The sequence below is a fragment of the Salegentibacter salinarum genome, assembly GCF_900168115.1.
Lineage (GTDB): Bacteria > Bacteroidota > Bacteroidia > Flavobacteriales > Flavobacteriaceae > Salegentibacter > Salegentibacter salinarum.
On sequence record NZ_FUZC01000001.1, the window covers coordinates 486,453 to 500,187 of the forward strand.

A 13,735-nucleotide genomic window follows, 5' to 3' on the forward strand; every position below is an offset into this window, starting at 1 on the left:
ATGAAGATTGAACAACATGACGAAGAAAAAAAGGGCTTTTTTCAAGCTTTGATAAATGAAAAACAAGCCGGAAAAATAACCTATACCTGGGCAGGAAAAAATAAATTTATTATAGATCACACTGAAGTTGATCCGGATTTTAAAGGTGAAGGTGTTGGTAAAAAAATGGTAAAAGCCGCAGTAGATTTTGCCAAGGAAAATAAATTAAAGGTAATTCCGCTGTGTCCTTTCGCTAAAAAAATCATCGAAAAAACACCGGAATTTCAGGAAGTGCTTGCCTAATTTTAAAAGAACTATAATGGAAAATACTTTGCTTCCGGATTTAAAATATGTGGGTTTCGAAAAGGAGAAACTCACGCTCCATCTTTTCCTACAAATAGTTGGTAAAATCAAGTTGAAACTTACACCAAGAAAAAACCATTGGTGGTTTGTTACACATTATATCACTGAAAAGGGATTCAGCTCCGGGTCAATTCCCTATAATAATGGATTCAGCAGTTTTTCTATAGCTTTTAATATAGTTACACACCAACTGGAAATACATACCAGCGAAGGGGATTTGAGGACTTTAAATCTTGAAAATGGATTAAGTATAGCAGATTTTTATACTCAGGTTTTTGCAGTTTTAAAAGAACTAGACATCTGGGTGAAAATTCTAGATAAGCCTTATGACTTGGGAATTGAAAAAGAGTTTTCAGTGATTTCAGAATACTATCATTACGATGAATCTTATGTAGAAAAACTATGGAAAACCTTATTATGGACAGAAAGTGTTTTTAAAGAATTCAGCGGTAGATTTTATGGAAAAACCTCTCCAGTTCATTTATACTGGCATTCTATGGATTTGGCTGTAACAAGATTTTCGGGGAAAAAAGCTCCAAAAATGCCTGCAGAAGCAAGAATTTCAGATAAAGATGCCTATAGTCATGAATGTATAAGTTTTGGATTCTGGCCTGGAGACGATAAGGTGCTGGAACCGGCATTTTATTCCTATACTTTTCCTAAACCCGAAAATATTCAAAATGAAAAGTTACGACCGGCTTCAGCGAGCTGGGAAATGAGCAATGGCAGTCCAATGGCTATACTTACTTACGCGAATCTTAGGGAAGAAGAAAACCCACGCCAGGTCTTGCTGGATTTTATGGAAAGTGCTTATCAGGCCGGCGCCCGACTTGCAGATTGGCCGATAGATGATTTAAATGTTCAGGATCTTAAAGATTTATAATTCAGAAAAATAAATTACTAATATCTTATGAAATCGTCATTGGAACCCAATTTCGTGCGAAGCAATCTGTTAATGATCAGTAAGTAATAATTTTTATGAATTAGAATTGATCACTTCAATAATTTCTGCTTTCTGTAAAACCCCAGATTGTCTCCAAAGTTGTTCTCCGTTTTTAAACAACATCATTGTTGGTACACCGCGCACCTGGTATTTTCCTGCCAGTTCCTGGTTTTTATCTACATCTATCTTTACAATTTTCACGCCGTCTCCCAATTCTGCTTTTACGTCTTTTAGAATTGGCGCCAGCGTTTTGCAAGGGCCACACCAATCGGCAAAAAAGTCCACTAAAACAGGTTTTTCGTCTTTTATAATATCGCTAAAACTACTTTTCATTTTTTATAAATTTTAAGCTTTCTTAAAGTTACTGAATTTACCGGTTTAGTCGAAAATAAAATTGAATTTCAACAAAAAACAGCCCCAAAATTTAATTCTGGAGCTGTTTATTCACAAATTAACAAAACAAATTCAACACAATTTATTGCCAGCCTCCACCAAGGGCTTTATAAAGATTTACGATGGAATTTAATTTATTGTATTCAGCATTAATTAAGTTTAGCTGTGAGTTTAAAGCATTCTCTCTGGCTGTTAAAACTTCAAGGTAATTTACCATACCATTATTAAGTAATTCTTCTGAATAGCCCGATGCTTTGTTGTAAGCTTCAAATTCGTTTTCAAGAATTTCTATACGTTCTGTACTGGCCTGGTAATTAGAAAGTGCATCTGAAACTTCCCTTCCAGCCACCAAAATGGCCTGTTTAAAGTTAAGCAAAGCTTCTTCCTGCTGTGCCTGCGAAACTTCATATTGAGTTCTAATTTGCCGTTTATTTACAATGGGCTGCAAAAGCGAAGCGCCCAAATTAGCAAAAAGGGAATTTGCATTTAGTAATTTATCCAGTTCTAAACTTTGAAAACCACCTGCAGCGGTTAAAGTAAGCGACGGATAAAAGTTAGCACGAGCCGCATTAGTAAGCTCAAAAGCATTAATTAGTCCGTATTCGGCGGCAATCACATCTGGCCTGTTTCTTAGCAATTGTGCAGGAACTCCGGTATTCAATGGGCTCACAATATTTTGATCAGATAAGTCGGTTCGTTCTATTTCCTGTGGCCCAGCGCCTAGTAAAATTGAAAACGAATTCTCCAGTAAGCGAATTTGGTTTTCAAGCTGAACTACCAAAGCTTCGGCCGTATGCAGCTGGGCTTTGGTTTGTTGTACTCCAACTTCGGTAACATTCCCGGCATCTTTAAGAGCCTCTGTAGTTTCCAAACTGCTTTTCCTGGTTTCCAGGGTTTCTTTGGCTATCCTAAGTTGCTCGTCCAGACTAAGTAATTGATAATAATTATTAGCAATATTGGAAATAAGCTGAGTTTTTACCGCTTTATGCGCAGCTTCACTCTGCAGGTAAGCGGCGGTAAAAGCACGGTCGTTACTTCTTATTTTCCCCCAGATATCAGCTTCCCAAGAGAGGTTCCCGGTGATATCGTATTGTGTAATACTTCCGTCAAAGAAAGAACCAAACTGGCTGTTAGGAGATAAAATTTGATGGTTTACAGATGGCCCTGCGCTAAGCGTTGGAAAATAACTTGCTTTTCCTTGTTTTACGTACGCTTCTGCTGCCAGCATTTGTTGTATTGCAATGCGTATATCTATGTTATTCTCCAGCCCATCTTCAATATGGTTTTTCAGAATAGGATCGGTAAAAATTTCGGTCCAGGAAATCGTTGCCATATTTAAGGAATCCTGCGGAAGATTATCTGTTCTATACAATTCTTCAGAAATCTCTTCTATTTCAGGACGATCGTATTCTTTAGCTGCAAAACAGGAAACCAGTAAAAATGGTAGGGCTCCCCCAAGCAAAAGTTTATATATACTGTTCTTTCTCATTGTTATTCTTTTTCAGAAATTGATTTATTTTCTGTTTTAGCTGCTTCCGGTACACCGGTTATTTTTTCCTGTAAATGTTGGAAAATGATATAAAGAATTGGAATAATAAAAACTCCCAGAATGGTGCCAACTAACAAACCTCCAACAGCTCCGGTACCTATAGAACGGTTACCTGCAGCACCTGTACCGCCAGCAAATACTAAGGGAAGTAAACCAATAATAAATGCAAAGGAAGTCATTAAAATAGGTCTTAAACGCACCCTGGCACCATCTAAGGCGGCATCTACAATAGAAAGGCCGGCTTTTCTACGTTGCATCGCAAATTCAACAATAAGAATTGCGTTTTTGGCCAGCAGCCCTAGCAGCATTATTAAAGCAATTTGGAAATAAATATTTGCCTGAAGCCCTGTAAATTTAGTAACTAAATAAGAACCCATTACCCCAACCGGAAGTGATAGTAACACGGCGAATGGAATTAGGTAACTTTCATATTGCGCTGATAGAATAAAGTAAACAAATAGGATACTTAAAATCAAAATGAAAGTAGACTGTGAACCTGCCGAAACTTCTTCCCGGGTAAGTCCGCTATAATCCACGCTAAAATTAGATGGTAGCGATTCTGCACTTACTTCCTGTACTGCGGCAATAGCATCTCCCGATGAATATCCGGGTGCAGGCGCACCGTTTATGGTAGCCGAGTTAAACAGGTTGAACCTGGTTACAGATTGCGGACCGTAAACACGTTTTAAGCTTACAAATTCACTTAAAGGCGCCATTTCTCCATTTGAATTTCTTACAAATAAAGAATTCAAATCATCGGTGCCGGCGCGATCTTCAGGTAAAGCCTGTACATACACCCGATATTGTTTACCAAATCTGGAGAAATCTGCTGCGTAAATACTTCCAATATAACCTTGCAGCGTAGAGAAGATGGTAGAAATATCCACTCCGGCTTCTTTAGCTTTCGGAATATTTAAATCCATTTCATACTGCGGATAATTCGTATTGAAAGAACTTTGTGCATACTGAATTTCCGGTCTTTGGGAAAGTGCTGCAATATAATTTTGGGTTTGGTTGTCCAGTTCCTGGAAAGTACCTCCCGATCTATCTAATAATTTTGCTTCAAATCCTCCTGAAACTCCAAACCCTGGAATACTGGGAGGAGAGAAAAATAACATTTCGGCATCAGAAAACGAAGCGCCAATTTGAAATAATTGTCCCTGGATTGATTCAACCGATAAATGATCTTCTTCGCGTTCACTCCAATCGTCTAATTTAATAAAACCAAGCGCATAGTTACTACCTGCTCCACCAATTAAACTATAACCATTTACCAAAGAAACTCCTTGTACACCTTCTATTTGCTGAGCTTTTTTCTCTAATTCTGAAGTAATTCCTACGGTTCTGTCTAAAGAAGCACCGGCAGGTAATTCAACATTTACAAATAATATTCCACGGTCTTCATCTGGTACAAAACCGGTTGGAGTAGTTTTAGCTCCCCAAACTATAGCAAGAACTGCAGCTAAGATTATAAGTCCTGTAATCCACTTATTTTTACTTAAAAATGAAAGGGAATTTACATACTTGTCAGTGGTTACTTTAAAAGCGGTATTAAACGAGCTAAAGAAGCGCTGTAAAAAGTTCTTTTTCTTATGTTCTTCGTCTTCACGATGTGGTTTTAAGAAAATAGCACAAAGCGCGGGACTTAAAGTTAAAGCGTTCACTGCAGATATTGCAATGGCTACGATTAAAGTCACACCAAATTGTTCGTAGAAAACCCCGGTGGGCCCCGTAATAAAGGTTACGGGAATAAATACAGCACCCATTACCAGGGTAATTGAAATAATGGCTCCTGTAATTTCGTCCATCGCTTTTCTTGTGCCACTAACTGCGTCTTTGGCTCCTTCTTCCATTTTTGCGTGTACGGCTTCTACAACTACAATGGCATCATCAACCACAATACCAATAGCCAGTACCAGCGCAAATAGCGTCAACAGGTTTATGGAATACCCAAAAAGGTTTAAGAAAAAGAACGTCCCAATTATGGAAACCGGTACTGCAATGGCAGGAATAAGGGTAGACCTAAAGTCCTGAAGAAATATAAAAACTACTATAAATACCAGAATGAACGCTTCAATAAGCGTTAAAATCACTTTATCTATAGAGGCAGTAAGAAATTCGTTGGTATCAAAATTTATATAAACTGAAAGCCCGGTTGGAAAATCTTTTTCCATTTCGTCCAGCTTTTGGTGAATATTCTCAATAATTTCCTGTGCATTAGAACCCGGCGTTTGGTAAACAGCCATATTCACTCCCGGCTTGCCATTGGTATACCCAATAACATTATAACCTTCGGCATCAAGCTCAACTTCTGCAACATCATCTAACCTTAGGTATTGCCCGTTATCCAGGGCTTTTATAATAATATCCCTATATTGGTCTTCGTCCTGATATCTACCACTATAACGAAGTACATATTCAAAAGCTTCAGCATTATTCTGACCTAAAGATCCGGCGGCTGCTTCCTGACTTTGTTCATTAATAGCCGCAATAACATCGGAAGGAATTAAGTTATAAGCCGCTAATTTTTCAGGCTGAAGCCAGATTCGCATCGCATATTTCTTGGCGCCAAAAACATTTACATTACCCACCCCGTTAATACGCTGCAATTCCGGAATCACGTTAATATTCAAATAATTCTGAATAAAAGTTGCGTCATATTCTTGGTTGTCTGAAAGTACGGTAAAGAACATTAAGGCACTGGTTTGTTCTTTTTGCGTGGTTACCCCAGATTGCGTTACTTCCTGTGGTAGTAAAGGTGTAGCCCGTGCTACACGGTTTTGAACATTTACCGCGGCGATATCTGGATCTACTCCCTGATCAAAAAATATCTGTATACTGGCACTACCGTTGTTACTGGCTGTTGAGGTAATATAATCCATTCCCTCAACCCCGTTAATTTGCTCTTCAATAGGAATAATTACACTTTCCAGTACTGTTTGAGCATTAGCCCCAGGGAAATTGGCCGAAACCTGAACCGTTGGAGGGGCAATATCTGGATATTGCGTTACGGGAAGGGTTGATATTCCCAGCACACCCAATACCACAATTATAATGGAAACAACCGTAGATAATACCGGTCTTTCTATAAATTTCTTTAGCATCTTAAAGTCTTATTTAAATACTGTATTAATAGAATTCGCAATACTATCAAAAGGAATTTCTTGCGGTTTTATTGGAGTGTTATTTCTTAGTTTCGCTACGCCCTGCGCAACAATTTTATCGCCTTTTTTAAGCCCGGATTCCACCACAATAAGATTATTTACTCTTGAAGTTTCTGTAATAGGTGTAGAAACGGCTAAACTATCGCCCTGGACTTTGTAAACGTAAGTTCTTCCCTGTTGCTCAAAACTTGAAATTTCGGGTACTACAATTACGTCTTCAAAAGTTTGTGGTACTCGAATCTTACCACTATTCCCGTTGGATAATAGTTGATTTGGATTAGGAAATTTCGCTCTGAAAGTAACCGTCCCTGTAGAAGGATCAATTTGTCCTGAAATTGTTTGAATTCTCCCTTTTTCCTCATATTCTTTACCGTTGGCCAGTATTAGACTTACTTCTGGGAAATTAGCTATCTTTTCTTGTATACTGCTGCCTGAAGTTTCTTGAAGAAAGCTCATATAATCTTTTTCGTTCATAGAAAAGAAGGCATAAACCTCGTCGGTTTGTGAAACTGTGGTAAGTGGCGTTGGGTCTCCTGGAGAAACGAGCGCTCCATTTCTAAAATTTATATTACCTACATAACCATCTACCGGGCTTTTAATATTTGCGTAATCAATATTTGCGGCGATACTGTTATAATTAGCCTGGGCCTGGGAAAGTTGTGCTTTTGCAGTTTCCAGTTGCACCTCACTAATAATATCTTTTTCAACTAAAGGTTTTAGTTTTTCAACTTCAACCCGGGCTGCGTTTACATTTGCCTGTGCGGCTTCGGCATCTCCCGATAAAGATTCGGTTTCAAGCTTAAAAAGCCTTTGGCCTTTGGTTACTTTTTCACCGGCATCTACTAAAACATCAGTGATATAACCAGAAACTTTTGCTCTAACTTCACTATTAACCACACCTTCTATGCTCGTAGGGTAAGAAGTATAACCGGTAACTGTTTTTGTTTGCACTTCTAATACCGGGTGAGGTTGTGGGCCTTGTGCCTGGGCCGCTTGCTGCGCTTCTTGTTCTTCCTTCCCGTTGGAACAAGAAGTGAAAACGGCCGCGCTTATAAACAAACTGAAATAAATTATCTTTTTCATTGCTTTTTAATGTGTTGTAATTAATAGATGTTGATGTTCTTCTTTAATTTATTAAGCGCTGCGGTTGCTTCATCTAAAAAGTCTAACAGGCTTTTTTGAAATTCCAAATCGAAAGGCGGATCTTCTTTATTAAGTTCGTTGCTTCTTTGCTTGTATTCCAGAACCTCTTTATGAATACATTTTTGTGCTTCCCACTTAGCGGTCAGCTCATCAACATGGTTTTCCATCAGGTCTGGTTTCACAATAAAATACCGTTTTCTATCTCCAGATTTTGTGTAATATTCAATACGGTTGGTTGTCTGAAGATGCTCTAAATGAGTAGAAACCGTACTTTTTCCTGCATTTAAATCGGTTACCAGTTGCTCAAAAGTGATCCCTTTTTTACCGGTGACGATAAGCGTGGCAAAGATCCTGGCTGCAACCGGAGCTAACTGGTGCTCTTTTTCAAACTGGACACCCAATTTTTCAATTAAACGTGTTCTTTGTGCTTGTAAGTCCGTTTTGTTCATTTTCATAAATTGAAGGCGCGAAATTAATATTTAGTTCCGAAAAACCCGAACCAATAATCTAAAAGGTTTGTTAAATTGCGTCTGGGAGGGATTTCAGAAAGTTTAATTCGTCTGCTTTTAGAACGAATCCGGCGCGAATCATACTTCGGTTTTCTTCAAAGTTGATAAGGCTTTCTGCATTTCCTTTATACCACTCCAGCATTAAATTGAAATTTGAGGAATCAAAAGGTTTATAAAGAAGCCTGGTTCGTACTGTTCCATTCCAGTCTTTAATGCCCTTTCTAAGCATAAGATCTACGAGTAATTTGTCTGGAATTATGTTATAGGTTAAGCTTAATTTACCATAGCCTACATAATCAATTAGCTCCGGATTGTCTTTTTTGTAGCGAAATGGTAACCAGCCTTTAATACTTAATAACAGGTTCTCATTTATCGCGGTGTGATAACTCAAAGAAAGGGAATTCCAGCTGCGGGAATAAATACTATCCCGCCCGTTAGATTCGTGTTCCAGCTGTAAATACGCCATTCCTGCCATACGATTACTTTTATTATAAACAGGTTTTCCTAATCCTACACCCGGATTAAAATTAAGTTCACGAAAAGGGCTTGAAAACTCATAAACATTCCAAAAAGCCTTCTGGGTGTACGTAAGAAACAAGTGCGTATCAAATGGCAAGGTATTACGTGTAAGTAATGCTTTAAAACTAATTTGATATTTTGCATCTGCAGTTTTGGAATTGAGGTCTTTATTTGTAGAAATTCCGGTTATAAAATAATTATCCTTATGATTAGAAAAAGTGGGCATTTTCTCTATAGTATCATTTATTTTCTCACGTGATAAGCGTTGGGAAAAAACCTGTCCATAGCAAAAATTGAATACTAATATTAAAATTACAGTGTAATTATTCTTCATTTTAGCATGTATTTAGAGTTTGCAAAACTAAAATTAGTTCGGGATTTTCAGAACTAACAAGATTTAAAATTGAGTTAAAAAAGAAAAGCCCAACTTTTTGGGTTGGACTTTTGAAAGTTTAAAATTAAGATAACTATTCGCTGTAGATGCCTATTTCAAGCTCCCCGTCTTTATTCATTTTTGCACGGTACATTCCGGCGGTATTGAATTCCATAGAAACATTTCCCTCGTGGTCTATCGCTATAATACCACCGTTTCCTCCCAGGTCGGGGTTTTTGTTTTGAATCACTTCTTTGGAAGCTTCAGCAAGGCTTATTCCTTTATATTCCATCATTGCTGAAATATCGTAAGCTACCACACCACGAATGAAAAACTCGCCCCAGCCTGTAGCCGAGATCGCTGCGGTTTTATTATTGGCGTAAGTACCTGCGCCAATTATTGGGGCATCGCCTATACGTCCCCATTTTTTATTCGTCATTCCGCCGGTTGAAGTTCCAGCGGCAAGGTTCCCGTTTTTATCTAATGCGGCGCAGCCTACTGTGCCGAATTTAGAATCTTTAATAAACGGATCTACAAAGGCAGTTTTCCCATCGTGATCCAGTTCTGTTTTTTCAGAATCTTTTGCTTTTAAACGTTCCAAACTTTTAAATCGGTTTTCGGTAAAGAAATATTCGGGGTCTACAATTTCCAAACTGCGTTCTTCGGCAAATTGCTCAGCGCCTTTTCCCGAAAGCATCACGTGCTCTGAATTCTCCATCACTTCCCAGGCTAAATTTATTGGATTTTTAACCGTGGTAACACCGGATACAGCTCCGGCATTTAGCGTTTCGCCATCCATTATGGATGCATCAAGTTCGTTTTTACCTTCATTTGTAAAAACAGCTCCTTTTCCCGCATTAAATAAAGGGGAATTTTCCATCACATTTATGGTGCGTTGAACGGCTTCTATCGCGGTACCGCCATTTGCTAAAATTTCGTGCCCGGTTCTAATGGCTTCTTCCAGCTTGGCTTTATAAGCCCGTTCCAGGGAATCACTCATATTTTCTTTTAGAATTGTGCCAGCACCACCGTGAATAACAATCGCGAAATTCTCTACGGAATCCTGAACTTTTTCAGCTTCAGAAGTTTGATTTATTTCGGTTTCTTTTTCAGTTGAAGTATTGCAGGCTAAAATGAAGGACAGGCTTAACAATATAAATATTTTTTTCATAAAAGATAGATTTTAAGTCGAAGATACGCATTTTGCTAAGTTTTTTATTTTGCGCCAGGGATAGCGGCGTAAAGCCCACAGGAGCCTTTAGGCGACCAGGACTTGCAGCGTATAGCCCGGTAAGGCACTCAAAAAGATAAGAAAATGGGTCTTTTGTCTAAGCTTTAAGTTGTAATTTTAAGGAATATAAATATGAAATCATGGCAGTAAATAAACCTTTTAATCTCAATAAATGGATTGATCAAAACCGGGAATCTCTTAAACCGCCGGTGGGAAATCGAAATCTTTACAAAGAATCTGAAGATTATATCGTGATGGTGGTTGCTGGGCCAAATGCGCGCAAGGATTATCATTATAACGAGACCGAGGAGCTTTTTTATCAATTGGAAGGCGAAATTGAAGTTCATATTCAGGAAGATGGTAAGAAAAAGACGATGCGATTAGGTCCTGGAGACATGTATTTGCATCCCGCAAAAGTGCCACATTCGCCGGTTAGAAAAGAAGGTTCTATAGGTTTAGTGGTAGAACGAAAACGGGTGCAGCTCGAAGCAAAAGACGGACTTTTATGGTTTTGCGATAATTGTAACCATAAATTGTATGAAGTTTATTTTCCCTTGGAAGATATTGAAACAGACTTTTTAAAGCATTTTAAGCATTTCTACGGAAGTAAAGAATTACGAACCTGTGATAATTGCGGGGAAGTTATGCCGGTAGATGAGCGTTTTGTAGCCGAAACGGATTAGCATAAAAATTTTATTATTTTAGCAGGAAACACACAAAAGAACAGATAAAATTTACAATTTAATGAGTGAAGTAGCACAAAAATTCGGAATTAAACAAGCTTTAAAAGATCTCGGTTTACAGGAGACCAATAATGGAACCTCAACCGGAAAAGATTTTTTTAGCAGTGGAGAAGTAATTGAATCTTATTCGCCTGTAGATGGCGCCTTGATAGGAAAAGTAAAAGCCACTACTAAAGAAGATTATGAGAAAGTAATTAAAACTGCTGAAGCAGGTTTTAAAGAATGGCGTACCTGGCCGTCCCCGCAGCGCGGAGAAGTGGTTCGTCAATTCAACGACGAATTAAGAAGATTAAAAGAACCTTTAGGAAAATTGGTTTCCTACGAAATGGGAAAATCTTACCAGGAAGGTTTAGGAGAAGTTCAGGAAATGATAGACATCTGTGATTTCGCGGTTGGACTTTCCCGGCAGTTACACGGCTTGACCATGCATTCGGAACGTCCCGGGCATAGAATGTACGAGCAGTACCATCCTCTTGGTGTGGTTGGAATTATTTCGGCATTTAACTTTCCTGTGGCGGTTTGGTCGTGGAATACGGCTTTAGCCTGGGTTTGTGGCGATGCTTGCATTTGGAAAGGTTCAGAGAAAACTCCCTTAACTTCGGTTGCCTGCCAGAATATCGCTGCCCGCGTTTTTGCAGAAAACGATGTGCCGGCAGGAATTTCTTCATTAATCACCGGTGATTATACAGTCGGGGAAATGATGACCAATGATAAACGTGTGCCTTTAATTTCGGCTACAGGGTCTATTAGAATGGGAAAAATTGTTGCCCAGGCGGTGGCCGCAAGATTAGGAAAATCGCTTCTTGAGTTAGGCGGAAATAACGCAATAATCGTAACCCCGGATGCTGATATTAAAAATACGGTAATTGGTGCTGTATTTGGTGCTGTAGGGACTTGCGGACAACGGTGTACTTCAACCCGAAGATTAATTATCCACGAATCTATTTACGATAAAGTAAGAGATGCGATCGTAAAAGCATATAAGCAGTTGCGAATTGGGAATCCGTTAGATGAGAACAATCACGTAGGACCGCTTATCGATAAAGATGCGGTTAAAAATTATCAGAATGCTTTAGATAAAGTAGTAGAGGAAGGCGGAAATATCCTTGTTAAAGGCGGGGTGCTGGAAGGTGAAGGTTACGAAAGCGGATGCTATGTAAAACCTGCAATTGCCGAAGCTAAAAATGAATTTAAAATAGTTCAACATGAAACTTTTGCACCGGTACTTTATATTATGAAATATTCGGGTGATGTATCTAATGCTATTGAATTGCAAAACGGAGTGGTGCAGGGACTTTCTTCAGCAATTATGACCAATAATTTAAGGGAAGCCGAGCGTTTTCTTTCCGTAGAAGGATCAGATTGCGGAATTGCCAATGTGAATATTGGAACTTCCGGAGCTGAAATTGGCGGTGCTTTTGGCGGTGAAAAAGAAACCGGCGGCGGTAGAGAATCCGGCTCTGATGCCTGGAAGATCTATATGAGACGTCAAACCAACACGATTAATTATACAACCGAGTTGCCATTGGCGCAAGGTATTAAGTTCGATTTGTAGTCTTTTGAAGAACTTAATTTATACAATCTAAAAACCTCACAGCACTCAAAGCTGTGAGGTTTTTTAATATTTTAAATTGAAATATCTTGTAACACCTTAAATTTTATATCGTTTTTATTATAAAGTACTCTTTTCAAATTATTAATTATGAGATATTTCTACAGTATAATTTTATGTTCACTTTTTATTTTCAATTCTGTAAATGCACAGAATAACGAGGAATTACAAAAAATGGCTGATGCCGACCAGGAAGAGCGCATGTCTGGGACTGACTGGAAAACAATTAATACCAACGATAGTATCAGGCTGGCCAAAGTAACCCAAATGTTTAAAGATAGAAATTTAAATACGGCCAAAGATTATTTCAATGCTGGTATTATTTTTCAGCATGGAAGGGATACCCTTGCGTCCGGTAGGGCTGTAAAAACTTTTAAAAAAGCTATAGAAATAGATTCTACACTTAACAGATGGTGGTATGCAGCTGCCGTAGATCGCGATTTAATGCGAAGGGGAGAACCACAAATTTATGGCACCCAACACGTATTGGATAGTGAAGGTAACCCGGTAAAATATAAAATGGATACTACCAGAGTTTCAGACGCAGAGAGAAAGTATTACCGTGTACCAAGCCTTGCCCAACAACGGGAAAATGACAGGTTAAGAGGATTGAAGCAGGTATCTTCTTTTTATGCTGAAAACTCAGATATTAATAAAACTATTTCTTTAATTGAATCACAGTTTAAAAAAGGTGATGAGAGCGAGTACAACGTGTCTGAAAATACTATTAATAGTTTCGGCTACCAGTTAATTTCAGAAAATAAGCTGGAGGAAGCTTTAAAAGTATTACAGTTAAACACAGAGTTATATCCCGAAGCTTCCAACCCGTGGGATAGTTATGGTGAGATTTTACTGAAGCTAGGTAGAGAAAAAGCAGCAATAAAAGCTTATCAAAAATCACTGGAGTTAGATCCGAATAATGAAAATGCGATAAAAGTTCTGGAAGGTTCAGAGTAGACTATCTCAAACCAAGCTCGTGAGGCATTTATTGGAATCCTTGTTTAATTTTCGAGGCTAGTCTGGGGCATTTTAATCTGGATTATCGAGTAAATTATAATTCACTCTTAAATTATAGTATTTATACCCGAAATTTTATATTTTGCTGTTATTCAAAAATAAAACCATGAGCAAAATAGATAAAGAAACTATTAGGAAAGAACATAAAAAGCGTCAGGACGATTTTGAAGAAGAAGATATAGATGATGTGCTGGAAG

At 38.3% G+C, this 13,735-nt stretch carries 12 protein-coding genes; 5 read left to right on the top strand and 7 right to left on the bottom strand.

Features of this window, described 5'->3' with window-relative positions; genetic code table 11:
* Positions 1-282 (top strand): GNAT family N-acetyltransferase, encoded by a 282-nt coding sequence (locus B5X53_RS02140; RefSeq protein WP_079711578.1) that lies wholly within the window; start codon positions 1-3, stop codon positions 280-282.
* 16 nt (positions 283-298) lie between these two features.
* Positions 299-1,225, top strand: a complete 927-nt coding sequence (locus tag B5X53_RS02145; RefSeq protein WP_079711579.1) for a DUF5996 family protein — start codon at positions 299-301, stop codon at positions 1,223-1,225.
* A gap of 93 nt (positions 1,226-1,318) precedes the next feature.
* On the opposite strand, the gene trxA is transcribed toward B5X53_RS02145, so the two are convergent.
* The 7 genes from trxA to B5X53_RS02180 form a co-directional block, all read right to left on the bottom strand.
* Positions 1,319-1,618: a thioredoxin gene (gene trxA / locus B5X53_RS02150; RefSeq protein WP_079711580.1), complete on the bottom strand. Its 300-nt coding sequence runs from the start codon at positions 1,616-1,618 to the stop codon at positions 1,319-1,321.
* A 142-nt stretch (positions 1,619-1,760) separates the two neighbouring features.
* Positions 1,761-3,167 (bottom strand): efflux transporter outer membrane subunit, encoded by a 1,407-nt coding sequence (locus B5X53_RS02155; protein ID WP_079711581.1) that lies wholly within the window; start codon positions 3,165-3,167, stop codon positions 1,761-1,763.
* Between the two features lie 2 nt (positions 3,168-3,169).
* Complete coding sequence (locus tag B5X53_RS02160; protein WP_079711582.1) at positions 3,170-6,331, bottom strand: efflux RND transporter permease subunit; 3,162 nt, start codon at positions 6,329-6,331, stop codon at positions 3,170-3,172.
* A 9-nt stretch (positions 6,332-6,340) separates the two neighbouring features.
* A complete protein-coding gene (locus tag B5X53_RS02165) occupies positions 6,341-7,474 on the bottom strand; it encodes an efflux RND transporter periplasmic adaptor subunit (protein WP_079711583.1) in 1,134 nt (377 codons plus the stop codon).
* 20 nt (positions 7,475-7,494) lie between these two features.
* A complete protein-coding gene (locus tag B5X53_RS02170; RefSeq protein ID WP_079711724.1) occupies positions 7,495-7,983 on the bottom strand; it encodes a GbsR/MarR family transcriptional regulator in 489 nt (162 codons plus the stop codon).
* A 70-nt stretch (positions 7,984-8,053) separates the two neighbouring features.
* Positions 8,054-8,896 carry a phospholipase A gene (locus B5X53_RS02175; RefSeq protein ID WP_079711584.1) on the bottom strand — a complete coding sequence of 281 codons (843 nt, stop codon included), beginning with the start codon at positions 8,894-8,896 and terminating at the stop codon, positions 8,054-8,056.
* Between the two features lie 133 nt (positions 8,897-9,029).
* The gene (locus tag B5X53_RS02180; protein WP_079711585.1) at positions 9,030-10,106 is read right to left on the bottom strand and encodes an isoaspartyl peptidase/L-asparaginase family protein; all 1,077 of its coding nucleotides are present in this window, start codon (positions 10,104-10,106) and stop codon (positions 9,030-9,032) included.
* Positions 10,107-10,306: 200 nt separating this feature from the next.
* Here B5X53_RS02180 and B5X53_RS02185 point away from each other — a divergent pair, with 200 nt between their 5' ends.
* The 3 genes from B5X53_RS02185 to B5X53_RS02195 all read left to right on the top strand — a co-directional run bounded on the left by B5X53_RS02185 (position 10,307) and on the right by B5X53_RS02195 (position 13,478).
* The gene (locus B5X53_RS02185) at positions 10,307-10,849 is read left to right on the top strand and encodes a 3-hydroxyanthranilate 3,4-dioxygenase (RefSeq protein ID WP_079711586.1); all 543 of its coding nucleotides are present in this window, start codon (positions 10,307-10,309) and stop codon (positions 10,847-10,849) included.
* 61 nt (positions 10,850-10,910) lie between these two features.
* Complete coding sequence (gene amaB / locus B5X53_RS02190) at positions 10,911-12,464, top strand: L-piperidine-6-carboxylate dehydrogenase (protein WP_079711587.1); 1,554 nt, start codon at positions 10,911-10,913, stop codon at positions 12,462-12,464.
* 147 nt (positions 12,465-12,611) lie between these two features.
* Positions 12,612-13,478, top strand: a complete 867-nt coding sequence (locus tag B5X53_RS02195) for a tetratricopeptide repeat protein (protein WP_079711588.1) — start codon at positions 12,612-12,614, stop codon at positions 13,476-13,478.
* The last annotated feature ends 257 nt before the right edge of the window (positions 13,479-13,735 follow it).

Excerpts from the sequence above, each read along its gene's own strand:
- B5X53_RS02145 (WP_079711579.1), top strand. The coding sequence starts at position 299 with ATGGAAAATACTTTGCTTCCGGATTTAAAATATGTGGGTTTCGAAAAG.
- B5X53_RS02185 (WP_079711586.1), top strand. The coding sequence starts at position 10,307 with ATGGCAGTAAATAAACCTTTTAATCTCAATAAATGGATTGATCAAAAC.
- B5X53_RS02170 (WP_079711724.1), bottom strand. The coding sequence starts at position 7,983 with ATGAACAAAACGGACTTACAAGCACAAAGAACACGTTTAATTGAAAAA.
- B5X53_RS02155 (WP_079711581.1), bottom strand. The coding sequence starts at position 3,167 with ATGAGAAAGAACAGTATATATAAACTTTTGCTTGGGGGAGCCCTACCA.
- B5X53_RS02160 (WP_079711582.1), bottom strand. The coding sequence starts at position 6,331 with ATGCTAAAGAAATTTATAGAAAGACCGGTATTATCTACGGTTGTTTCC.
- trxA (WP_079711580.1), bottom strand. The coding sequence starts at position 1,618 with ATGAAAAGTAGTTTTAGCGATATTATAAAAGACGAAAAACCTGTTTTA.
- B5X53_RS02195 (WP_079711588.1), top strand. The coding sequence starts at position 12,612 with ATGAGATATTTCTACAGTATAATTTTATGTTCACTTTTTATTTTCAAT.
- B5X53_RS02165 (WP_079711583.1), bottom strand. The coding sequence starts at position 7,474 with ATGAAAAAGATAATTTATTTCAGTTTGTTTATAAGCGCGGCCGTTTTC.
- B5X53_RS02180 (WP_079711585.1), bottom strand. The coding sequence starts at position 10,106 with ATGAAAAAAATATTTATATTGTTAAGCCTGTCCTTCATTTTAGCCTGC.
- B5X53_RS02175 (WP_079711584.1), bottom strand. The coding sequence starts at position 8,896 with ATGAAGAATAATTACACTGTAATTTTAATATTAGTATTCAATTTTTGC.
- amaB (WP_079711587.1), top strand. The coding sequence starts at position 10,911 with ATGAGTGAAGTAGCACAAAAATTCGGAATTAAACAAGCTTTAAAAGAT.
- B5X53_RS02140 (WP_079711578.1), top strand. The coding sequence starts at position 1 with ATGAAGATTGAACAACATGACGAAGAAAAAAAGGGCTTTTTTCAAGCT.